Genomic DNA, 21,442 nt, shown 5'->3' with positions numbered 1-21,442 from the left:
GTTCACTGTGAGGGTGGTGGTGTGCCGGCATCACTGCCGTCGGCAGTGCGGGGGCCGTCGGCAGGGGCGTCCGACGGGGTGTCCGTGGCGTTCTCCTTGCGGAACGACTCGTAGATCTGGAGCAGCACCTGCTTCTGCCGCTCGTTTATCGACGGGTCGGCGAGGATGACGGCGCGCGTCTCCAGCTCCTCGCGCTCCCGCTCGTCGAGGATCCCGGCCTGGACGTACAGCGTCTCGGCGGAGATCCGCAGCGCCTTCGCGAGCTGCTGGAGAATCTCCGCACTGGGCTTGCGCAGGCCGCGCTCGATCTGGCTGAGGTACGGATTGGACACCCCGGCGGCGTCGGCGAGCTGCCTCAGCGACAGCTGCGCGGTGCGCCGCTGCTCGCGCAAGTACTCGCCGAGATTGCCGACGTTGAGTGATGCCATGTCCCGATAGTGCGGCATGAGCGCTAACTTTTGCAAGCGGCTGCTTGCAAAAGTGTTCGCGTGTCGCGGCCGGAGCAGAGCGGCCGGAGCAGAGGTATACGGTCCCTGGGAACACCAGTGCCCCACGCCAGGAGCGGTACGCATGCCCTACGACGTCCCACTGCCACCGGCCGGATGCGCCTTCGACCATACGGAGACGCGGAAGGCATGGCAGAGCGCGCGACGGCGTGTCGCCGGCGGCCTGGTCGTCTGCGTACTGCTGACGCTGACGGCCCTCGCCGTCACCGGCCTGTACGCGCCGCAGATCCGCCGGGCCGGCGCGGGCGTCGTCCCCGCGCTCTTCTTCGGCCTGCTGCTCCCCTGCGCGCTGTACTCCTCCATCGGGTCCCTGCGCCGCCTGGGCCGCATGCGCGCGGTGCTGCGGGACAACCCGTGGCAGAGCCGGGCGGCGTTGCGCAGGCAGCAGGGCACGCGGGACCCGGGCGGCGTGCCCGTACAGCTGATGACCAGGGAAGGCGGCTGGTCCAGGGCGCTGACGGCGCGTGATCCGCTGCGGTGGTACCGCTGGGACCCGGCGATGGAGAACGGTGTGTGGATGGCCGGAAGCCCCGCCTCCGGTGCGGTGGTCGCGCTGCCGGGCGGCCGGGGGCCGATGCTGACCCTGGAGCGCCGTCGGCGTGACGTGGTCCCGCCTCGCCGTCCGCAGCGCCGCGACCTCAAGAGCGCGGACGCCCCGCCGGCCGGCTGACCCGCCGCCGTGCAGACGCGCCGCCGGCCGGCTGACCCGCCGCCGTGCAGACGCGCCGCCGGCCGGGTGACCCGCCGCCCGGTGCGCCTCCGGGGTGCCCCCGGCAACGTCCCTAGGAGCCCGTACGGCCGTCCGCCAGCTCCCGCAGGATGTCCAGGTGGCCGTTGTGACGGGCCGTCTCCTCGATCAGATGCAGCAGGATCCAGCGCAGGTTGACCGGCCTGCGGCCGTCCCGGGCGCGCTTCGCCTCGGTGTCCAGGTCGTTGGCGGCGACCAGCTCCCGGTAGCGGGCGCACTGCGCCTCGTACGCCGAGAGGAGGTCGGCCAGCGGGACGTCGAGCGCGATGCGCATCTCGCGGTCGGGGTCCTCCTCCGTCCACGGCCCCTGGTCCTCCTCGCCGAGGAACACCACCTGGAACCAGTAGTACTCCACCCAGTGGAGGTGGCTGATGAGCCCGCACAGCGTCATCAGCGGCGAACCGGGCAGCGGGGCCCTGCGGGCGTCCTCGGGCGACACGTCGTCACACTTGGCGCGCGCGGTGTCGCGGACGTAGTCGAGGAAGGTCACGAGCGAGGCGCGCTCGTCGGGCGTGGGAGGCATGTCGGTTCGTGTCATCGGGGTGAATGTTCTTTGCCCGTACGCCCGTTGTCGAGCGATTTTGCCCCGCCGGGGACGCCAGGGGTGACCCTGGATGGTGTCCGGCACTACGGGACGACAGCGACACGGCGAGAAGGAGCAGTACGGGTGACCACACACGTGACAGACGAGAACGGCGCCGGCGACGGCACCGAAGCGGTGAAGCTCAGCCCCAGCGGCTGGGTGGCCGAGCAGGCCGAGCTGTACGAGGAGTCGGGCGGCACCAGGGGCACCACCATGCAGGGCGCCCCCTGCCTGTTGATGGACTACGTCGGCCGGCGCAGCGGGACCGCCCGGCGCACGGTGCTGATCTACGGGCGCGACGGCGAGGACCACCTGGTCGTGGCGTCGAAGGGCGGGTCGGACGACCACCCCCTGTGGTACCTGAACATCCAGGCCAACCCGCAGGTGCGGCTGCGGGTCGGCACCGAGCGGTTCCCGGCCCGAGCCGAGACACTGTCCGCCGAGGAGAAGGCCCGGGTGTGGCCGCACCTGGTCGACGTCTTCGCGCCGTACGAGAGCTACCAGAAGAAGACCACGCGCGACATCCCGGTGGTGCGGCTGCGGCGTACGGACGTCTGAGGCAGGGCCGCCCGGGCCCCGCGCGTCCGGGCGGCTCCGCCGGTCCGGCCGAACGGCCTCCCGAGCGGGCGTCGAGAGCCCTGATCACGTGAGAGCCCCGGTCAGAAGACGTCCGGGCACCACGGTCGCCTGGACGTACGGAACAGGGCGTCGGCCACGGCGGCGGCGCCCGCCGCCCCCTCCTCGGCCCGGCCGAGCGCGACAAGCCGCACCGCGGACTCCTCGCCCAGGTACAGCGACCCCAACTCCCCCACCCCCAGGGTCAGACCGGGCGGCTCCGCCGAAGGGGCGCACACGGCGCCCTGCGCCGAGGCATCCAGCCGGAACCGCCCGCCGGCCAGTCCCGCCGCGTCGCGCACGTCGAGCACGAGCGAGCCGGGCACCGCGTACGTACGGGCCTCCAGGGCGCGTGCCACGTCCAGCAGCCGCACCCAGAGGAAGTCCGCCTGGGTCACGACCCTGGCGGCCCTGGGGTCCGGGAGGAGGAGGGGGAGGAGATCGTCGCCGGCGCGGTAGCCGGACCGTACCGTCGTGATCCAGTCGACCGCGCAGACGAAGTGCCACAGCGCGCGCTCGGCCGCCGGCGACACCGCGATCAGGTCGCGTACGGTCGCCGTGTTGAGCGGCTGCTTGGCGTCGCCCCACTTCTCGTCGGCGCGGTAGACCAGCAGTCCCTCCACCTCGCCCCGCGCCGAGCGGTAGACGGCGTAGAACGGCTCGGTCCAGGGCTCGACCGACGTCACCACCCGGCCCGTGTTGAGCTGCCACCAGCGCTCGGACCGGTCGACCGCGCCGTGCTGCCTCGCCCGGAAGCGCTCGTGCAGCTCGGGCCCGAGCTTGCGTACGTCGGCCCCGTCGACCAGATCGATCCGGCCCCCGTCGCCGGGCCCCGCCCAGCGCGCGTCGAGCCCGGCCCGCGGTACGTCGATCTCCCACTCGGTGATCGAGGTGGCGGGCCCGAACCCGTACCGTCCGTAGATCGGGTACTCGGCGGCGATCAGCGTCGACAGCACGTCGCCGCGCTCCTTCGCCTCCGCGAGGTCGGGGCCCATCATGCGGCCGAGCAGCCCGCGGCGGCGGTGCGTGGGGGACACCGTCACGTTCGAGACAGCGCTCGCCGGCACCCGCGCACCGCCCGGCACCGTGAGTTCCTGCGCGAAGGAGCGGTACGTCGCGACACAGCGCCCGTCGTCGAACGCGCCCCGAACCCTGGGCAGGCCCATGTGCGGCAGGCGCTCCGCCGCCTCGTGCGGCGGAACGACGGGCGGGCGGAGGAAGCCGGTGGCCAGGGCTCGCAGCCAGTCGGGGAACTCGGACTCGGCGACCGTACGGACATCGACACTCATGCGCTCACGCTAAGCACACGGCGTACGGCCTGTCGCCCGCATTTCCGCCCGCCCAACGACCCGCCCACCGCACCGCCGCCCACAACCTGTGGACCTCAGAACGCCGCGCGTATCTCCCCGACTTCGGCCGCCCCGCCCATCAGCGGCGCCCGCCCGATGCGATCCACCACCGGCCCCTCCACCCCGAGCCGCCGCAGCGCCCGCGCCAGCACCGGCCCCAGCGCGCGCGTGGCGCCGTCGTCGACCTTGAACGCGAGGGCGCGGCCGTCCGGCAGGGCCACCGCCTGCACCGCCTCGGCGCCCATCTTGGACAGCGCGCCCGGCACCTCGCGCATCAGCCAGGTGTCGGGGCGACGCGTACCGGCGACGTACTCCGGGTGCGCGCGCATCGCGTCCGCGACACGTCGCTCGGCCGTGCCCGGCTCGGCCAGCACGAAGTGGCGGAAGGCCGTCGCGAGCCCCACCAGGCTGATCCCCATCAGCGGCGCACCGCACCCGTCCGTGCCGACCGCCGCGACGCGCTCGCCACTGGCCTCCTCGACCACGCTCAGCACGAGCCGCTGAAGCGGATGAGCCGGGTCCAGGTACGAGGCGGCGTCCCAGCCGTTCAGCCCGCACACCGCCAGCATCGCCGCGTGCTTGCCCGAGCAGTTCATCGTGAGCCGCTCCCGCACCCCGCCCGCCGCGAGGTACGACTCGGCCTCGACCGGGTCCAGCGGCAGGTCCGGCGGGGTCTGGAGTTCGGCCTCCGTGAGCCCGGCCTCCGCCAGCATCTTCCGTACGAGATCGAGCTGGAAGCGCTCCCCGGAGTGGCTCGCCGCCGCGAGCGCCAGCCGCTCGCCCGACAGGTCGAGCCCGGCCCGCAGGATCGCCGCCGCCTGCATCGGCTTGTTGCTGGAGCGCGGGAAGACCGGGGCGTACGGGTCACCGATCTCCAGCTCCACGCTGCCGTCCGCCGCCAGAACGACGAGCGAACCCCGGTGGTGGCCCTCGACGAAGCCCGAACGGACGATTTCCGCGAGGACCGGGGATATGACCGGGGACACGGCGGCAGCGGCGGTGCTGGAGGACATCTCGACCTTCCGGGAACGGGAACAGGACCACGCTCCCGCAAGGCCGGATCGCGGCCTCAGGTCAGCAGGTCGTCTACTTGTGCTTCCCCATCACGGTACCTGCGGGCAATCTCCGCACTGCAATCGTCCGCCGTCCGCTGAAGGTGCTGCCGGCGCCGCGAGACCTGCTGTTCGTAACGGACCAGCCGTCCCATCGCCTCGTGCAGCTCCGCGTCCGTGCGGGCCGCCAGGTCCGACAGCTCCACATCGGCCAGCATCTCCGCCGCCAGCAGCCGGAACTCCTCGCTCTGCGGCGTGGACATCGTCACGTGCCGGGCGGAGGACCGGTGACGCGAAGGGGCGTCGGCGAGGATCTCCGAAAGCCGCTCGACGACAGGGGACTCCGGCCCCGTACGCCGCGCCAGCTCGGCCCGCAGAATGTCGATCCGCCCGTGCAGCAGCCGCCGCACATAGCTGAGGTCCGCCTCGTCGCGCTGCGAGTCACGGCGCAGACCGCGCAGTTCCGGCAGCCGCAGCACACCGAGATCGCTCTTCTCCCCGTTCCCGCGGTCCGGCACCGGCAGGCCACCGCCCATGCTCTCGCCCGTCCGCTGCGCGGGTGGTCGCGCCGCGGAAGCGGAAGACGTCATCTGGATCATCGGCAGAGATACGGGCCCGGGCGGCTGCCCGGCGCCAGGTGTGCTCATGAATGTGTTTCCGTCCCCTCGACCGGTGCGGGGCGCGCACCGCCTCCGTGCATCGTGCCACTCCTGACGGCGGCTACGCAGGCGCTCTACGCCCGTTCAGCCCCGGCTAGATTGGGCCGCATGCGTGCAGTGGTGCAGAGGGTCGACGGCGCGAGCGTCGTCGTGGCCGGACAAATGGTCGGCGAAATCGTGGGCGAAGGTCTGTGTGTGCTGGTGGGAGTCACCCATGAGGACACAACGGACAAGGCCGCACAGCTCGCCCGGAAGCTCTGGTCGGTTCGGATCCTTGCGGGTGAGAAGTCCTGCTCCGATGTGAATGCGCCACTTCTGGTCATTTCACAGTTCACCCTCTACGGGGACGCCCGCAAGGGCCGCCGCCCGACCTGGAACGCCGCGGCCCCCGGCGAGATCGCCGAACCCCTGGTCGACGAGGTCGTCGCCCAGCTCCGCGCACTGGGCGCGCACGTCGAGACGGGCCGCTTCGGAGCCCAGATGCGGGTCTCCCTGACGAACGACGGCCCGTTCACGGTCCTGATCGAGGTCTGACGAGTCCCAGCGCCCCACGGCCAACGGCGCTGGGCTCGGTCACGACTCAGCGGCTCAAGAGCACTTCCTACGGCTCTACGACGACTTCCTGCGCCGCCGCCGTGTTCCCCGCCAGCAGCTCCGCGTCCACCGGCACGTTGCGCTTGACCAGCGCCAGCGCGATCGGCCCCAGCTCGTGGTGGCGGGCCGACGTCGTGACGAAACCGAGCTGGCGCCCCTCCTCACCGTCCGCCGCGAGCCGCACCGGCGTACCGGGCGGGGGCAGCAGCACATCGCTGCCGTCCAGGTGCAGGAAGACGAGTCGCCGCGGCGGCTTCCCCAGGTTCTGGACCCGGGCGACGGTCTCCTGACCCCGGTAGCAGCCCTTCTGGAGGTGTACGGCGCTGCCGATCCAGCCCAGCTCGTGCGGAATCGTGCGGTGGTCGGTCTCGAAGCCGAGGCGCGGCCGGTGCGCCTCCACGCGCAGGGCCTCGTACGCCAGGATGCCCATCGCCGGGCCGTGCGCCGCGGCGTACGACTCCAGCTCCGTACGCGGCAGGAAGAGGTCCCGGCCGTGCGAGGTCTCCCGTACGGCCACACCCGCCGGTACGTCGGCGATCGAGCCGGCCGGGAGGTGAACGACCGCGAAGTCCTCGGTCCGGTCGGCGGTCTCCACCCGGTAGAAGAACTTCATCGACTCCAGGTACGCGAGGAGATCGCCCTGCGTACCCGGCTCGACGTGCATCCACACCGTCTCACCGTCGTCGACGAGGTACATCGCGTGCTCGACATGACCGTGCGCGGTGAGGATCAGCGCCTCGGTGGCGTGGCCCGCCGGGAGATCGCTGACGTGCTGCGTGAGCAGGAGGTGCAGCCAGCTCAGCCGGTCGTCGCCGGTGACGGTGACGACGCCGCGGTGGGACAGGTCGACGAAACCCGCGCCTCCCGCGAGTGCCCGCTGCTCGCGGAACAGGTCTCCGTAGTGCGCGGCGACGCCTTCGTCGCGCCCTTCGGCGGGAACGGCGCCGGGCAGGGACAGCAAGGGGCTTGCCGGTGAGTGTCGGAGCATGACGCCAAGCCTACGACTCGGTAGTTGAAGCTTCGGCCGAAGCCCGCTCAGCGCACTTCTCACAGCGCCCGAAGATGGCGAAGTGCTTCATGTCCGTCTCGAAGCCGAACTTCTCGCGCAGCTTGGCCGTGAAGTCGGCGGCGACCGCGATGTCGGCCTCGATCACGTTCGTACAGTCACGGCAGACCAGGTGGATGTGGTGATGGCGGTCCGCCAGGTGGTACGTCGGAGCCCCGTGCCCCAGATGGGCGTGACTGACCAGCCCCAGCTCCTCCAGGAGCTCAAGGGTCCGGTAGACGGTGGAGATGTTCACGCCCGACGCCGTTTTGCGCACCTCGACGAGGATGTCGTCCGGCGTCGCGTGTTCCAGGGCGTCCACGGCTTCCAGGACGAGCTGACGCTGGGGCGTCAGCCGGTAGCCGCGCTGCCTCAGGTCGCTTTTCCAGTCGGTGCTCACCACGTGCCCAGTGTAGGCAGCGTGGCGAGCGACCGACGGGCATCCGGCCAGGTCCGCCTACTTGAAGAAGGCGATGCCGTCGTCGGGCAGGTCCTTGAGGTCCTTCGCCCACTCGCTCGGGTCGACGACCTTCTTCAGGTGCGCCGACATGTACGGGCGGAGCTCGACGTCCGGGGTGGCCTTCTCGCCGACCCACATCAGGTCGCTCTTGACGTAACCGTAGAGACGCTTGCCGCCGGTGTACGGCCCCGAGGCGGCGGTGCGCGCGACCGCGTCCGTCACCAGGTCGATCTGCGGCTTCTGGTCGGCCAGCTCGCCGTACCAGACCTCGACGACGCCCTGGTCGCGGATCATGACGACCTCGACCTTGCGGTCCTTGTCGACGCGCCAGTAACCGGACTCGCTCTCCAGCGGCCGGACCTTCTTGCCCTCGTTGTCGAGCACCCACGTGTGCGAGACGTACTCGAGGAAGTCCCGGCCGTCGTGGGTGAAGGTGACTTCCTGGCCGAAGTTGGCCTTCTCGTCACCGGGGAAGTCGAAAACGCCCGCACCCTCCCAGTTACCGAGGAGGAAGACGAGGGGGACAAGGTCCGGGTGGAGGTCGGACGGAATCTCGATCATGAGCTGCTCAGGCGATCTGTGAGGGGAGGGGTGGGTTAGCGCTGACCCTGGTAGAGCTTCTTCACGGTCAGACCGGCGAAGGCGAGAACACCGACGCAGACCAGAACCAGCAGGGCTTCGAAGAAAATCGTCAGCACGGGGTTGCTCCTTGCATGAGCGGTGGGCAGTACGGGGGCCGCGCCCCAGCTTAGTCGCCGGGGGCGCGGCGTTCTCTGCGAGGGGCGTCCCCGGCTCGGCCGGCGGCCGACCGGAGCGTCACCGGCCGGAGGACGGGCACCCGCGGGTCGCCGTGGCGGCGGATTACAGTTCGGACATGGCGAAGAAGCTCGTGATCAAGGTGACCGCCGGGGCCGACGCCCCCGAGCGGTGTTCGCAGGCGTTCACGGTGGCGGCGGTGGCCGTGGCCAGTGGGGTGGAGGTCTCGCTCTGGCTGACCGGCGAGTCCTCGTGGTTCGCGCTGCCGGGCCGCGCGGCCGAGTTCGAGCTGCCGCACGCGGCGCCGCTGCCGGACCTGATCGAGTCGATCAACGCGGCGGGACAGATCACGCTGTGCACGCAGTGCGCGGCGCGCCGCGAGATCACCGAGAAGGACGTGATCGAGGGCGTACGGATCGCGGGTGCCCAGGTCTTCGTGAGCGAGATCATGGCGGACGGCGTCCAGTCCCTCGTCTACTGACACCCGGCTACTGACGGCGCTTCTTGCCGTCGAGCTCGTCCCACCACTCGTCCGACGCCGGGTCCCCGGACGGATCGTCCCACCAGCGGTCGTCCGGCCCCCGCCGGTTGGCCACCATCGCCGCGACGGGCGGGATGACCATGGCAGCGAAGCACATCCCCACGGCCGCCGGTACGGACCACAGCCGCACGAAGGCCCAGGCGGAGACGAAGAGGAAAAGGCATCCGCCCATCAGCAGGAAGTAGGCGTGCCGCCGCCGCTCGTACATACCTCCACGGTACGACCGAAGGGCCGCACCCGGTCAGGAAAGCGTCCAACCCCCTGGGGTGCGGCCCTTCGGCCAGTGAGAAAGCGCCTCGTCAGACGGCGATCGCGACCTCCGCGAGGCCGCCCGTCTGGGCGACGACCGTACGGTCGGCCGTGCCGCCCGGGACGAGTGCGCGGACGGTCCACGTGCCCTCGGCCGCGTAGAAGCGGAACTGGCCCGTGGCCGAGGTCGGGACCTCGGCGGTGAACTCGCCGGTCGAGTCCAGGAGGCGGACGTAGCCGGTGACGGGCTCGCCGTCGCGGGTCACGCTGCCCTGGATGGTGGTCTCACCGGGCTTGATCGTCGAGGCGTCGGGGCCGCCGGCCTTTGCTCCACACATGTTGAAATCCGTCCTTCAAGTCGCGGTCGAGAGGGGTTACTTGTTGGCGCCGAGCTCGATCGGCACGCCGACCAGCGAGCCGTACTCGGTCCACGAGCCGTCGTAGTTCTTGACGTTGTCGACACCGAGCAGCTCGTGCAGGACGAACCAGGTCAGCGCCGAGCGCTCACCGATGCGGCAGTACGCGATGGTGTCCTTCGCGAGGTCGACCTGCTCGGCCTCGTACAGGGCCTTGAGCTCTTCGTCGGACTTGAAGGTGCCGTCGTCGTTGGCGTTCTTCGACCACGGGATGTTGCGGGCGGACGGGACGTGGCCCGGGCGCTGCGACTGCTCCTGCGGGAGGTGGGCCGGGGCGAGCAGCTTGCCGCTGAACTCGTCGGGGGAACGCACGTCGACGAGGTTCTGGTTGTTGATCGCGGAGACGACGTCGTCGCGGAAGGCGCGGATCGAGGTGTCCTGCGGCTGGGCCTTGTACTGCGTGGCCGGGCGCGCGGGGACCTCGGCGACCAGGTCGCGGGAGTCGAGCTCCCACTTCTTGCGGCCGCCGTCGAGGAGGCGGACGTCCTGGTGGCCGTAGAGCTTGAAGTACCAGAAGGCGTACGAGGCGAACCAGTTGTTGTTGCCGCCGTAGAGGACCACCGTGGTGTCGTTCGCGATGCCCTTCTCGGACAGGAGCTTCTCGAAGCCGGCCTGGTCGATGAAGTCGCGGCGGACCGGGTCCTGGAGGTCCTGGGTCCAGTCGATGCGGATCGCGTTGCGGATGTGGTTCTTCTCGTACGCCGAGGTGTCCTCGTCGACCTCGACGATCGCGACCTTCGGGTCCTCGATGTGGGCCTCGACCCAGTCTGCGTCGACCAGTACGTCGCTGCGGCTCATGCTGTTCTCCTCCGGGGCAGTGTGCGGCGGTTATGCGCGAGGGGGCTGTGCGGGTACGCCGGTACGCGAAACGGGACGGCGTACGACCGCACGAGGGGTGGCCCTGACTTCGACTGCACCAGTTCGGTCGGTCGGAGGGCCGGGGAAGGCGGGTGCCGGACTGTTCCGGTCAGAACCGCTCAGGCAGTACGACAGAGCATGGCGGCGACGCGGCACAGGTCTACTGCCCGCCGCTTCGTGAGGTCCGCCTGTCGCTGCTGCATGGGACCGATCGTAGGGATGTCACGACCGGCGTGTCACCGGTGTGTCGGATAGTGAGACGCGATCGTCCGCGATGCGGGACGAGGTGCTGGTGACGGGGCCCCGCACCGGCCCGGCGCACGGTCTGCGTCCGCCCGCCGCCTGAGGGGCGGACGCTGCCGTCTCACTATCCGGCGAGGCCCACGTTCGTACCGGCCACGGAGATTTCCAGGCCGTCCTTCGTGGCGTCGGCCTTCTTGAGGTTCAGACCGTCCGGCAGGCCGCTGATCTGCCGGTCGAAGTCGGTCTTCTCGCGCACCTGCTGCTCGATCCCGGGAAGCCCTTCACCCGGGACCTCGTCCGCCCGCACCCGGATCGTGCTGCCGTCGATCACGCTCACACTCGACAGCACGCTGCGCGTGATCTTGCGGCCGAGAATTTCGACGGAGCCGGTGACCTTCACCTTGTCGTTGCCGCCGTACGCGACCGGGAAGCCGCTCTCGGAGGCCCGCGACAGGTCCTCGTACGAGATGCGCGCGGTGCCGGTCGCCAGGTCCGCCGTCGCGCCGGAGAAGCCGCTGAAGCTGCCGCTCACGCGCACGTCGTGGAGTTCGGCGGTCATCTCGCTGATCCGGACCCTGCGGCCCTCCGCGCTCGCCTCGACGCCCTCCACGGTGACGTCGACCTGGTCGAGGTGCTTGGCGGCGACCTGGGTCAGGAAGGGAAATCCCTTGATCGCCACGTCGGGTTCGCCGGTCAGTCCCTGCCGGGTCTGGACGCGCTTGGCGACCTCGGACTCGGCGTAGTTCACCGCGAGTCGGTCCACGATGACGAAGATGCCGCCGAGGATCACGGCGACGACCAGCAGTATTCGCAGTGCACGCATGGCTTACAGGTCCCCCACAACTCGTGTGTCTCGTCGCACTCGTTCAAGCCCCCCGACGCACGCGAGCCTACTGCCAGGTAATCGCGGGGCTCAGGCGATGGCCCTGCCGATCAGATAGACGGCGGGGGCGGCGGCCGTCAGCGGCAGCGCCACTCCGGCCGTCATGTGGACGAACCGCGACGGGTAGTCGTAGCTGGCCACGCGCAGGCCGACCAGCGCGCACACCCCGGCCGCGAGCCCCAGCAGCGCGCCCCGGGCGCCCAGGTCCGTCATTCCGCCGGCCGCGATCCCGGCGCCGGCGGCGGCGAGCAGCGCGACGACCACGGAGGCGACGCCGGGCAGCGGCAGCGCGCGGGCCAGTACGGCCACGGCGACAGCCACGGCGCCGACGGTCACGGCCTCGGCGTCCGCCGCGAGGTGACCCGCGGCGACGACCGCGAGGGCGGCCGAGGTGACGGTGGCGGTCAGGCCGTACATCCGCTCGTCGGCGGGTGCGCGGTTGCGGAGCTGGAGCACGAGGGCGAGCAGCACCCACACGCCGAGCGTGCCGATGATCGCGGCGGGAGCGTGCTCGGTGCCGACGGCCAGCAGCGCGATGTCGGCGGTGACGCCGCCGAGGAAGGCGAGCGCGATGCCCTGCCGGGCGGGCCACATGCCGTTGAGCCGGAACCAGCCTGCGGCGGTGACGGCCTGGAGCAGCACGAGCGGTACGACGAGCGCGTACGGGCCGACGGCCGCGGCGCCGGCGAGCAGCAGCGCGAGCACGGCGGTCAGCGCGGCGGGCTGCATGCCCGGCGCGATGATCGGCGACCGGCCCTCGGCGCGGGCGCGCTGGGCGTCGGTGACGCGCGCGTTGCCTCCGGTGGTGGGCGGGCTGTACGCCGCCGGTCCGGTGGCGGCGGGCGGCGGCGCGGGGGCCGCCGTGGTGGCGTGGGCGGGTTCGTACGCCGCCGCGGCGGGCGTGTAGGCGCCGGGTACGGGCTCGTAGGCGGCGTGGGCGGGCTCGTGGGCCCCCGGTGCCGGTTCGTATGCCGCCGGTGCGGGCTCGTACGCGGCCGGTGCGGGCTCGTACGACGCCGGTGCCGGTTCGTACGCGGCCGGTGCGGGCTCGTACGACGCCGGTGCCGGTTCGTACGACGCCGCCTGGGGCTCGTACGACGCCTGGCCGGCCGGGTACTGGCCGTACGGCGCGGAGGTCTCGGGCGGCAGCGGGGACGCGCCGTTCTGCACCGGGGGGTACGCCGCGCCGGCGGGGTCCTGCGGCCGGTAGGGCTCCTGCTGGAGGGGCTGCTGCACCGGCTGGTACTGCGTGTCCCAGGTCTGCCCCTCCCACGTCTGGGTGTAGGGCTCCTGCGCCTGGGCGTACGGCTCCTGCGCGAACGGGCGCTGTTCCTCGTACGCGTCACGGCGGTCACTGCCGTCACCACTGTCACGCCCGTCGCGTGCGTCACGCCCGTCGTACGGGTAGGGCTGCTGGTTGCTCATGGTGTGGGGCTCATCCTCCTGCGAACGGCGGGAGCACCTCGACCGTGCCGCCCTCGGCCAGCCGCACGGTCTCATGACCGCGGGTCCCGACGGGGTCACCGTCGATGAGGAACGAACAGCGCTGGAGTACGCGTGTCAGCTCCCCGGGGTGCCGCTCGCGCACCGCGTCGAGCGCCTCGGCGAGCGTCCCGGCCGTGTACGGCTCCTCTGCGGTGCCGGCGGCGGCCTTGGCCGCCGCCCAGAAGCGGATGGTGCCCACTGCCATAGCGGCGCTCCTTTCGTCGGCTTCCATGATGGGCTATGCCGCTGTGAGCCAGGCGCCGATGCGGGTGAGGAGTGTCTCTTCGGCCGCGTTCTCGGCGTGGCCCATGCCGGGCACGATCCACAGTTCGCTTCCCTCCGCCGCCGCCGCGAGCGCGCGCGGGTGGTCGAGGGGGAAGTACGGGTCGCGGTCGCCGTGCACGACCAGCAGCGGTGTCCGGCCGAGCCTGGCCGCCGCCTCGACGGGGGACAGCGGCACCGGGTCCCAGTCGCGGCTGTGAATGCGGGTGCGGAGCCCGAAGCGGCCGACGAGCCGTCCGGCGGGCCGGGTCACCACCCAGTGCAGCCGCCGCATCGGCGCCGTACCCCGGTAGTACCAGCGGGCCGGGGCGCTGACCGCGACGACCGCGTCGGCTCGCGCGGACACCCGGTCGGCGGCGCGCACGGGGTCGCTCTGGGCGCGTACCGAATCGTTGCCGGCGCGTACGGGGTCACGGTCGGCGCTCGCGTGCGCTCCCTCCGCCGGACGCGCTTCCGTGCGCTCCCCGTCCCCCGCGTCGCCGTCCGCGCCGCTGTGCGCGGTGTCCTCCCGGTGGAGCGCCGCGTGTCTGACGACCACCGAGCCGCCCATGGAGAAGCCGACCGTCACCACCCGCTCGTGCCCCAGGGAGCGCGCCCAGCGGACCGCCGCCGCCACGTCGAGGACCTCGCGGTCGCCGACCGTGGAGCGGCCCCCCGAGCCGCCGTGTCCACGGAACGAGAAGGTGACGACGGCGCCGTACCGCCTGAACACGCGCGCCGCCCGCCGCACCGCCGGCCGGTCCACCGAGCCGGTGAAGCCGTGCGCCACGACGATGGCCGGGCCGCCCCCGCCGCCCGGCGCCGGTTCGTACAGGGCCTCGATCCGGACCCCGTCCTGTGCCCGCAGGACCGTCCGCCGGACCGGCCCCCGCCCGGGTTCCCGGGCCGCCCGGACCATCGGCGAAACGGCGTGTGAATCCGCCCGTGACGGCGTGCGCCGCGGCCCGCGCGTGATCAAGGGAACAAGCGATCTGCGGATTCGACCCTCCGGTACGGAACTCATGTGGGCTATTCTGCTGGGCATAGGACCTGGGCAACGTTGCCCCCGGGTCCTTTTGTGTTTTCTGACCGTTGTTACGGACAGATGACGCGGATCGGCCCCAGGGCGCGGGGCCGGGCCGCAGCAGTAACGAAGCAGTGCCGCATACGTCCTCGCAGGGACCGAGGAGGAACCGACGTAATGGGCAAGCGAACCGTGCACGACCGGACGACCCGGGCAGGTGGCCGACGATGAGTTCTCTGCTGCTCCTGACCAATGCCCTCCAGCCGTCGACGGAGGTGCTTCCCGCCCTCGGACTGCTTCTGCACAGCGTGCGGGTGGCCCCCGCCGAGGGCCCGGCCCTCGTCGACACCCCTGGTGCCGACGTCATCCTGATCGACGGCCGCCGCGACCTTCCGCAGGTCAGGTCGCTGTGTCAGCTGCTGCGGTCCACCGGACCCGGCTGCCCGCTGATCCTCGTCGTGACGGAGGGCGGTCTCGCGGCCGTCACCGCCGACTGGGGCATCGACGACGTACTGCTCGACACGGCGGGTCCGGCCGAGGTCGAGGCGCGGCTGCGGCTGGCGACCGGCCGCCGGCAGATCTCCGCGGACGACAGCCCGATGGAGATCCGCAACGGTGACCTGTCGGTCGACGAGGCGACGTACAGCGCGAAGCTCAAGGGCCGGGTCCTGGACCTGACCTTCAAGGAGTTCGAGCTGCTCAAATACCTGGCGCAGCATCCCGGCCGCGTCTTCACGCGCGCCCAGCTCCTCCAGGAGGTGTGGGGTTACGACTACTTCGGCGGCACCCGGACGGTCGACGTGCACGTACGGCGGCTGCGGGCCAAGCTCGGCCCGGAGCACGAGTCGCTCATCGGGACCGTCCGCAATGTGGGCTACCGCTTCGTGACTCCGGAGAAGGTCGAGCGGGCGGCGGCCGAGGAAGCCAGGGCCAAGGCGGCGCAGAAATCGGCGCCGGCGACCGTCACCCGTACGGCGGACAAGGGCGCGGACGCGGCCGACCGGGAGGAAGCAGCCGTACGGCCTGCCCAGCGGTAGGTCACCACGCGTAGACTGCCGCGCGTGGCCAAGGTGACGCGGGACGATGTGGCGCGACTGGCGGGGACTTCGACCGCGGTCGTCAGTTACGTCATCAACAACGGACCCCGGCCGGTCGCCCCGGCCACGCGCGAGCGTGTCCTCGCCGCGATCAAGGAGCTCGGCTACCGGCCGGACCGGGTCGCGCAGGCCATGGCGTCCCGCCGCACCGACCTCATAGGCATGATCGTCCCCGACGCCCGGCAGCCCTTTTTCGCCGAGATGGCGCACGCGGTCGAACAGGCCGCCGCCGATCGCGGGAAGATGGTCCTCGTCGGCAACTCCGACTACCGCGACGAGCGCGAGGTCCACTATCTGCGGGCCTTCCTCGGGATGCGGGTCTCCGGCCTGATCCTGGTCAGCCAGGGCCCGAGCGAGTGGGCGGCCGCCGAGATCGAGGCGTGGGACGCCCGGGTGGTGCTGCTGCACGAGCGGCCCGAGACGATCGACGACGTGGCGGTCGTCACGGACAACATCGGCGGCGCGCAGCTCGCGACCCGCCACCTCCTTGAGCACGGTCATCCGTACATCGCCTGCCTGGGCGGCATGGAGTCGACGCCGCTGATCGGCGACCCGGTGGCCGACCACGTCGTGGGCTGGCGCCGGGCGATGCGGGAGTCGGGGCGGTCCACGGAGGGCCGGCTCTTCCACGCTCCGTACAACCGGTACGACGCCTACAAGGTGGCCCTGGGGCTGCTGGCGGGCCCGGACCGGCCGCCGGCGATCTTCTGCTCGACGGACGACCAGGCCATCGGTGTGCTGCGGGCCGCGCGCGAGCTGCGGATCGACGTGCCGGGCGAGCTGGCGGTGGCGGCGTTCGACGACGTGAAGGAAGCGGCGCTCACCGATCCGCCGCTGACGACCGTCTACTCCGACCGGCCGGCGATGGCGCGGGCTGCCGTGGACCTGGTGCTGGACGACTCGCTGCGGGTGGCGGGATCGCGGCGCGAGCGGCTGAAGCAGTTCCCGTCGGCGCTGGTGGTACGCCGCTCCTGCGGCTGCCCGGCGACGTAACCGCACTTCCGGCGCGGCTCGCACGGCCCCTTATATGGGCCGTACACGGTTTTGTCGGGCTTCTCAGCGGCTCCTCAGACGGTTCTCATGTCCGCCGCCGAAGCTCTGAGACATGACCGAGAGCCCCCGCCGCAGCGGCGAGTACCCCGAGCCCGAGCAGCAGCCCTACGCCTTCTCGTACGGCGGCGGCGCGTACCCGCCGCCGCCCGCGTACCCGCCCCCGGTGCCGGCGCCCGCCCACCGGCGGGCCCGGCGGCCGGTCGCCCTCGTCGCGGCGGTGGCCATCGTCGCGGCGGCGGTCGGTGGCACGACAGCGGCCTTCGCGGAGCGCCTGACCGGCACGGACCCCGTCGCGGGCGGCGGCGGGGTCCCCGGAACGAACGTCTCGCAGAGCAGCAAGGGCACCGTCTCCGGCGTCGCGCGGGCGGTGAGCCCGAGCATCGTCGAGATCAGCGCCACGTCCGCGTCCGGCGACTCCACGGGTTCCGGGGTGATCATCACCGCCGACGGGGAGATCGTCACCAACAACCACGTCGTCTCCGGCGCGTCCTCCGTCAAGGTCCGGCTGAGCGACGGCAAGACGTACACCGCCGATGTCGTCGGCACCGACCCCGGCAAGGACCTCGCCCTCATCGGGCTCCGGGGCGCGAGCGGCCTGAAGGCGGCGGCGCTCGGGGACTCCGACAGCGTGAAGGTCGGCGACCAGGTCGTGGCGATCGGCTCGCCCGAGGGGCTCACCGGGACCGTGACCAGCGGCATCGTCTCGGCGCTCGACCGGGACGTGACGGTGTCGAAGAACGAGGACCCGGCCGGCCAGGAGCAGCAGGGGCAGGGCGGGGACGGCAGTGGGCAGTGGCCGTTCGAGTTCGGCGGGCAGCAGTTCAACGGCGACACCGGTTCGTCGAAGACGACGTACAAGGCGATCCAGACCGACGCCTCCCTGAACCCGGGGAACTCCGGCGGCGCGCTCATCAACATGGACGGCGAGATCATCGGTATCAACTCCGCGATGTACGCACCGAGCGGAGCGAGCGGTTCCGCGGCGGGCAGCGTCGGGCTCGGGTTCGCCATCCCCGTCGACACGGTCAAGGCGGACCTGAAGCAGCTCCGCGCCGGGGGCGACGGCTGAGACCCGTACCGCCGTGCCGCCGTGCCCGCGTACCGCCGTGCCGTGATGCGTACCGTGCGAGGCTGAGAGAGCAGCGCCCGACCACGCCCAGCCACCCCAGGCAAGCCGAGGAAGCCCGATGAACACCCCCGCCGAGCGCATCCTGATCGTCGACGACGAGCCCGCCGTGCGCGAGGCCCTCCAGCGCAGTCTCGCCTTCGAGGGGTACGGGACGGAGGTCGCCGTCGACGGGCTCGACGCGCTCGCGAAGGCGGCGTCGTACGCACCGGACCTGATCGTCCTCGACATCCAGATGCCGCGCATGGACGGCCTCACGGCGGCCCGCCGCATCCGCTCGTCGGGGGACACCCTGCCGATCCTGATGCTGACCGCGCGCGACACGGTCGGTGACCGGGTGACCGGGCTCGACGCGGGCGCCGACGACTACCTGGTGAAGCCGTTCGAGCTGGACGAGCTGTTCGCCCGCATCAGGGCGCTGCTCAGGCGCAGTTCGTACGCCGCCGGGGCAGCGTCCGGCGAGGAGGGGCCCGGGCACCTGCTGTCCTTCGCCGACCTGCGGATGGACCTGGCGACGCGCGAGGTGACGCGGGCCGGCCGGCCGGTGGAGCTGACCCGCACCGAGTTCACGCTGCTGGAGATGTTCCTGGCCCACCCGCGCCAGGTACTGACGCGCGAACAGATCCTCAAGGCCGTGTGGGGCTTCGACTTCGAGCCGAGCTCGAACTCCCTCGACGTGTACGTCATGTACCTGCGCCGCAAGACGGAGGCGGCCGGCGAACCGCGCCTGGTGCACACGGTGCGGGGTGTGGGGTACGCCCTGCGGGGCGGTGAGGCGTGAGCGGTGCGCTGGGCAGATTCCGCGCGCTGCCGCTGCGGTCCCGGCTGGCGCTGCTGACCGCGACGGCGGTGGCGATCGCGGTGGCGGCGGTCGCGGCGGCGTGCTGGTTCGTGACGCGGGCGCAGCTGGAGGAGCAGCTCGACGACTCGCTGCGCAGCGTCGAGGTCGGGCAGGACTACGTGCAGCAGCTGCGCGTGGGCTGCGCCAGCCGCCAGGCGGCCGGGCAGGCGCTCGGCATGTACGTCGTGCAGTTCGTCCCGGTCTCCGGCGAGCCGTGCACATCGCCCGGGGCCCCGGCGATTCCGGTGCGGCCCGTCGACACCGCCGTGGCCCGGGGCGAGCAGCCGTTCGCCCTGCACACCACGCCGGACGCGGACGGCCGGGACATGCGGGTCTACACGTACCACTTCCGCGACGCCCGGCAGAACCTGCTCCCCGGCCCCCCGTTCGCGGTCTCCATCGCCCGCCCCATGAGCGAGGTCGACGAACCGCTCGGCTCCCTCGCCTGGGTGCTGCTCGCGCTCTCCGGCATCGGGGTGCTGGGCGCCGGGGCGACCGGGCTCCTGGTCGCCCGCGCGGGGCTGCGCCCCGTGGACAAGCTGGCCGACACGGTCGAGCACGTGGCGCGCACGGAGGACCTGACCGTACGTATCCCGGTCGACGGCGAGGACGAGATCGCCCGCCTCTCGCGTTCCTTCAACGCGATGACCGGCGCCCTGGCCTCGTCCCGCGACCGCCAGGCCCAGCTGATCGCCGACGCGGGCCACGAGCTGCGCACGCCGCTGACGTCGTTGCGTACGAACGTCGAGCTGCTCGTCCGCAGCGACGAGACCGGGCGGGCGATCCCACCCGCCGACCGGGCCGCGCTCATGGCGTCCGTCAAGGCACAGATGACGGAACTGGCCGCGCTCATCGGCGACTTGCAGGAGCTCGCACGGCCCGACACGGCCGGCCAGGGCGGTCCGCTGCGCGTGATCGCGCTGCACGAGATCGCGACCGCCGCGCTGGAGCGCGCCCGGCTGCGCGGCCCGGAGCTGACCATCAACGCGGATCTCCGGCCCTGGTACGTACGGGCCGAACCGGCGGCGCTGGAGCGGGCGCTGGTCAACGTCCTGGACAACGCGGTGAAGTTCAGCCCGGCGGGCGGCACGGTCGATGTGGCCCTGAACCAGCAGGGCGAGCTGACGGTACGCGACCACGGTCCCGGCGTCCCGGACGCGGAACTCCCCCACGTCTTCGAACGCTTCTGGCGCTCCCCGTCCGCCCGCGCCCTGCCGGGATCGGGTCTGGGCCTGTCCATCGTGGCCCGCACGGTCCAGCAGGCGGGCGGCACGGTCACCCTGCGCCGGCCACGGGACGGGGCCGGCGGCACGGAGGCGCTGATCCGCCTGCCGGGCGCGCCGACCCCACCGCCGCCGGACGCAACGGCGTGACGCGGCTTCAGGGCTGGTGGGGCGGTGGTGGCGGAGGCGGCGGAGGCGGCGGAGGCGGCGGAGGCGGCGGAGGCGGCGGCGGCGGCTCCACCGGCGGCGGCTCGGGTGGCTGCTCCGGCTGGTGAGGCGACTCCGCGGGAGGCTCCGCAGGCGGCTGCGCGGGAGGCTCCTCCGGCTGGGCGGGAGGCTCAGCCGGCGGCTGCTCGGTCCGGGTGGTCGTCTCCGCGGGAGGCTCGGCAGGCGGCCGCTCGGGCGGCGGCTCTTCGGGAGGCTGCTCACCGGGCGGCTGCTCACCGGGCGGACGTTCCCGAGGCTGCTCGGGCACGTCGACCGGCGGCGGCTCGCACTCCTGCTGCCGGCCCGGCCTGCGCTTCAGACCACCCGGGACCGGACAGGTGCGGATGTAGTCCCGCACGCCTTTGTAGGCGTCGATGATCTGCTGGCGGGAGGTCGTGCCCTGCCGCGTGTAGTTGCCGAGGAGGTGAATGTTGACCGCGTCGGCCTTGCCCTCGGGCTGACCCGCCGTCGACTCCACGGTGTGGGGGAGGTTCGTCGCACCCGTGACCGAGAGGACATCGTCCTTGAGCAGAACGTACCGGGTGTCATTGCTGTTCAGGGAGCGAGCGGCGCTGTTCGGATCGTCGGGCTTGAAGGGGGGTGCGATGTAGACCGCACCGATGGGTGAGCGGCCAGGAGCGACCTTCATCTGCGCGTCCAGGTCGTCCTTGACCTGGCGGCCGATGAAGCAGCCTTCACTGTGGCAGAGGAATACGACGCGGGTGCCGGTGTTCAGCTGCTCCGTCGCCTGCTTCTTCAGCGTGGCGTAGGCGGGAGACTCTCTGGCCGCTTCCGGCGTACGCCACCTGTCGATCGTTCCCGGTATGGAATTGCGCAGGAGGTCTCCGGCGGCCACCACCCCCACCGCCCCGCGGAAGAAGGGTCCGCTCAGGCTCCCCAGCAGCGTCTGCGTGGCCTCGTCCTTGTCCTTATTGATCTCCGGAGACCGTGCGTTCGCCTGGCCGGCTTTCACGCTCCAGTTGGCCTCCGTGAAGCTGCGGTTGTAGACGGGGTCCATACCTACCCCCAGCGTGTCCCGCAAGGCCGCCCCTGCTTGGCTGATGTCCGGACCGCTGTTGTTGTAGACACCGTTGACGAAGAAGTTCTTCTCCGGGGCCTGGGCCTTTTGAGCCGGCACTCCGTATCGAGCCGGCTGCGGGCCGTCGGCGCTCCCGCGCTTCTGGTCACCACTGCCTGACGGAGGAGGAGGCAGCGTCGCCGCGTGCCCGTTCAGCGTCGCGTTGTTCGCCTGGAACGCCTCCATGCCGCCAGGCTCCTTCCACTGGCGAGCCTGCGAGGCCAGCACTTCACCGAGCATGGCTTCCTGCCCCATCCCGGCATCACTCGCGGCGGCCATGGCATCCGCAAGCTCCTGGTAGGCACGCTGCGCCCCATCTTCCGGCAGCCGTTCCTCAAAGGACGCCAAGCGCTCTCTGAGCGTCGCCGTCGCGGCCTCCTTGTCGGGCGGCCCGGTCTCCTGCGAACCCTGTGACAAAGCCGAAGTGCAGGCCGTGCCCATGGCCAGGGTGACCGCTATGGCTATGCAATGCCGTCCACGTGCCTTCCGT

Annotated in this window: 26 protein-coding genes; 9 read left to right on the top strand and 17 right to left on the bottom strand. The window is 71.8% G+C overall.

Annotated elements, in window-relative coordinates; genetic code table 11:
• Positions 1-2 precede the first annotated feature (2 nt).
• Positions 3-428, bottom strand: a complete 426-nt coding sequence (locus tag AS594_RS18935; RefSeq protein WP_069928162.1) for a helix-turn-helix domain-containing protein — start codon at positions 426-428, stop codon at positions 3-5.
• Between the two features lie 142 nt (positions 429-570).
• Here AS594_RS18935 and AS594_RS18930 point away from each other — a divergent pair, with 142 nt between their 5' ends.
• Positions 571-1,176, top strand: a complete 606-nt coding sequence (locus tag AS594_RS18930) for a hypothetical protein (RefSeq protein ID WP_069928161.1) — start codon at positions 571-573, stop codon at positions 1,174-1,176.
• Positions 1,177-1,288: 112 nt separating this feature from the next.
• On the opposite strand, the gene AS594_RS18925 is transcribed toward AS594_RS18930, so the two are convergent.
• Positions 1,289-1,792, bottom strand: a complete 504-nt coding sequence (locus AS594_RS18925) for a DinB family protein (RefSeq protein WP_069928160.1) — start codon at positions 1,790-1,792, stop codon at positions 1,289-1,291.
• 129 nt (positions 1,793-1,921) lie between these two features.
• On the opposite strand from AS594_RS18925, the gene AS594_RS18920 reads away from it, so the two are divergent.
• Complete coding sequence (locus AS594_RS18920) at positions 1,922-2,395, top strand: nitroreductase family deazaflavin-dependent oxidoreductase (protein WP_240509047.1); 474 nt, start codon at positions 1,922-1,924, stop codon at positions 2,393-2,395.
• A 101-nt stretch (positions 2,396-2,496) separates the two neighbouring features.
• On the opposite strand, the gene AS594_RS18915 is transcribed toward AS594_RS18920, so the two are convergent.
• The 3 genes from AS594_RS18915 to AS594_RS18905 all read right to left on the bottom strand — a co-directional run bounded on the left by AS594_RS18915 (position 2,497) and on the right by AS594_RS18905 (position 5,500).
• Positions 2,497-3,741: a GNAT family N-acetyltransferase gene (locus AS594_RS18915; protein ID WP_069932546.1), complete on the bottom strand. Its 1,245-nt coding sequence runs from the start codon at positions 3,739-3,741 to the stop codon at positions 2,497-2,499.
• A 95-nt stretch (positions 3,742-3,836) separates the two neighbouring features.
• Positions 3,837-4,814 carry an asparaginase gene (locus tag AS594_RS18910; protein WP_069928158.1) on the bottom strand — a complete coding sequence of 326 codons (978 nt, stop codon included), beginning with the start codon at positions 4,812-4,814 and terminating at the stop codon, positions 3,837-3,839.
• Positions 4,815-4,870: 56 nt separating this feature from the next.
• Positions 4,871-5,500 (bottom strand): RsiG family protein, encoded by a 630-nt coding sequence (locus tag AS594_RS18905; RefSeq protein ID WP_176733112.1) that lies wholly within the window; start codon positions 5,498-5,500, stop codon positions 4,871-4,873.
• Between the two features lie 120 nt (positions 5,501-5,620).
• Between AS594_RS18905 and dtd the strand changes: the two genes are divergently transcribed.
• On the top strand, positions 5,621-6,046 hold the full coding sequence (gene dtd, locus AS594_RS18900) for a D-aminoacyl-tRNA deacylase (RefSeq protein WP_069932547.1): 426 nt from the start codon (positions 5,621-5,623) through the stop codon (positions 6,044-6,046).
• A 67-nt stretch (positions 6,047-6,113) separates the two neighbouring features.
• Here dtd and ygfZ read toward each other — a convergent pair whose 3' ends face one another.
• The 3 genes from ygfZ to AS594_RS18885 are packed head-to-tail and all read right to left on the bottom strand — an operon-like array spanning position 6,114 to position 8,172.
• Entirely contained in the window at positions 6,114-7,094 is a 981-nt protein-coding gene (gene ygfZ, locus AS594_RS18895; protein ID WP_069932548.1) for a CAF17-like 4Fe-4S cluster assembly/insertion protein YgfZ, read from the bottom strand.
• A gap of 10 nt (positions 7,095-7,104) precedes the next feature.
• The gene (locus tag AS594_RS18890) at positions 7,105-7,554 is read right to left on the bottom strand and encodes a Fur family transcriptional regulator (RefSeq protein ID WP_069928155.1); all 450 of its coding nucleotides are present in this window, start codon (positions 7,552-7,554) and stop codon (positions 7,105-7,107) included.
• A 54-nt stretch (positions 7,555-7,608) separates the two neighbouring features.
• Positions 7,609-8,172, bottom strand: a complete 564-nt coding sequence (locus tag AS594_RS18885; protein ID WP_069928154.1) for a heme-binding beta-barrel domain-containing protein — start codon at positions 8,170-8,172, stop codon at positions 7,609-7,611.
• Between the two features lie 313 nt (positions 8,173-8,485).
• Between AS594_RS18885 and AS594_RS18880 the strand changes: the two genes are divergently transcribed.
• Positions 8,486-8,848, top strand: a complete 363-nt coding sequence (locus AS594_RS18880; protein ID WP_069930604.1) for a DsrE family protein — start codon at positions 8,486-8,488, stop codon at positions 8,846-8,848.
• Positions 8,849-8,855: 7 nt separating this feature from the next.
• Here the strand turns inward: AS594_RS18880 and AS594_RS18875 are convergent, their stop codons facing one another.
• From AS594_RS18875 to AS594_RS18845, 8 genes are all read right to left on the bottom strand, one after another.
• The gene (locus tag AS594_RS18875) at positions 8,856-9,116 is read right to left on the bottom strand and encodes a DUF3099 domain-containing protein (RefSeq protein WP_069928153.1); all 261 of its coding nucleotides are present in this window, start codon (positions 9,114-9,116) and stop codon (positions 8,856-8,858) included.
• 91 nt (positions 9,117-9,207) lie between these two features.
• Positions 9,208-9,495: a DUF1416 domain-containing protein gene (locus AS594_RS18870; protein WP_018101653.1), complete on the bottom strand. Its 288-nt coding sequence runs from the start codon at positions 9,493-9,495 to the stop codon at positions 9,208-9,210.
• A 36-nt stretch (positions 9,496-9,531) separates the two neighbouring features.
• Positions 9,532-10,371, bottom strand: coding sequence for a sulfurtransferase (locus tag AS594_RS18865; protein WP_069928152.1), 840 nt, complete (start codon positions 10,369-10,371; stop codon positions 9,532-9,534).
• 179 nt (positions 10,372-10,550) lie between these two features.
• Complete coding sequence (locus AS594_RS47940) at positions 10,551-10,634, bottom strand: putative leader peptide (RefSeq protein ID WP_355254274.1); 84 nt, start codon at positions 10,632-10,634, stop codon at positions 10,551-10,553.
• 164 nt (positions 10,635-10,798) lie between these two features.
• A complete protein-coding gene (locus tag AS594_RS18860; RefSeq protein ID WP_069932549.1) occupies positions 10,799-11,497 on the bottom strand; it encodes an LmeA family phospholipid-binding protein in 699 nt (232 codons plus the stop codon).
• A gap of 90 nt (positions 11,498-11,587) precedes the next feature.
• Complete coding sequence (locus AS594_RS18855) at positions 11,588-12,982, bottom strand: hypothetical protein (protein WP_079148164.1); 1,395 nt, start codon at positions 12,980-12,982, stop codon at positions 11,588-11,590.
• Positions 12,983-12,992: 10 nt separating this feature from the next.
• Positions 12,993-13,247: a MoaD/ThiS family protein gene (locus AS594_RS18850; RefSeq protein WP_069928149.1), complete on the bottom strand. Its 255-nt coding sequence runs from the start codon at positions 13,245-13,247 to the stop codon at positions 12,993-12,995.
• A 33-nt stretch (positions 13,248-13,280) separates the two neighbouring features.
• The gene (locus AS594_RS18845) at positions 13,281-14,222 is read right to left on the bottom strand and encodes an alpha/beta fold hydrolase (protein WP_069928148.1); all 942 of its coding nucleotides are present in this window, start codon (positions 14,220-14,222) and stop codon (positions 13,281-13,283) included.
• 332 nt (positions 14,223-14,554) lie between these two features.
• Between AS594_RS18845 and AS594_RS18840 the strand changes: the two genes are divergently transcribed.
• The 5 genes from AS594_RS18840 to AS594_RS18820 all read left to right on the top strand — a co-directional run bounded on the left by AS594_RS18840 (position 14,555) and on the right by AS594_RS18820 (position 19,817).
• Positions 14,555-15,364, top strand: a complete 810-nt coding sequence (locus tag AS594_RS18840; protein ID WP_069928147.1) for a response regulator transcription factor — start codon at positions 14,555-14,557, stop codon at positions 15,362-15,364.
• A gap of 24 nt (positions 15,365-15,388) precedes the next feature.
• Positions 15,389-16,417, top strand: a complete 1,029-nt coding sequence (locus AS594_RS18835) for a LacI family DNA-binding transcriptional regulator (RefSeq protein WP_069928146.1) — start codon at positions 15,389-15,391, stop codon at positions 16,415-16,417.
• A 112-nt stretch (positions 16,418-16,529) separates the two neighbouring features.
• Positions 16,530-17,546 (top strand): S1C family serine protease, encoded by a 1,017-nt coding sequence (locus AS594_RS18830; protein ID WP_069928145.1) that lies wholly within the window; start codon positions 16,530-16,532, stop codon positions 17,544-17,546.
• Positions 17,547-17,664: 118 nt separating this feature from the next.
• On the top strand, positions 17,665-18,384 hold the full coding sequence (locus AS594_RS18825; RefSeq protein WP_069928144.1) for a response regulator transcription factor: 720 nt from the start codon (positions 17,665-17,667) through the stop codon (positions 18,382-18,384).
• Complete coding sequence (locus tag AS594_RS18820) at positions 18,381-19,817, top strand: sensor histidine kinase (protein WP_069932551.1); 1,437 nt, start codon at positions 18,381-18,383, stop codon at positions 19,815-19,817. The genes AS594_RS18825 and AS594_RS18820 overlap by 4 nt, the downstream gene beginning before the upstream one ends.
• A 7-nt stretch (positions 19,818-19,824) precedes the next feature.
• On the opposite strand, the gene AS594_RS44720 is transcribed toward AS594_RS18820, so the two are convergent.
• Positions 19,825-21,231 (bottom strand): hypothetical protein, encoded by a 1,407-nt coding sequence (locus AS594_RS44720; RefSeq protein ID WP_069932552.1) that lies wholly within the window; start codon positions 21,229-21,231, stop codon positions 19,825-19,827.
• Positions 21,232-21,442 lie beyond the last annotated feature (211 nt).

The sequence above is a fragment of the Streptomyces agglomeratus genome (assembly GCF_001746415.1).
Classification (GTDB): Bacteria; Actinomycetota; Actinomycetes; order Streptomycetales; family Streptomycetaceae; genus Streptomyces; species Streptomyces agglomeratus.
This window is presented reverse-complemented; position numbering and strand designations above follow the sequence as displayed.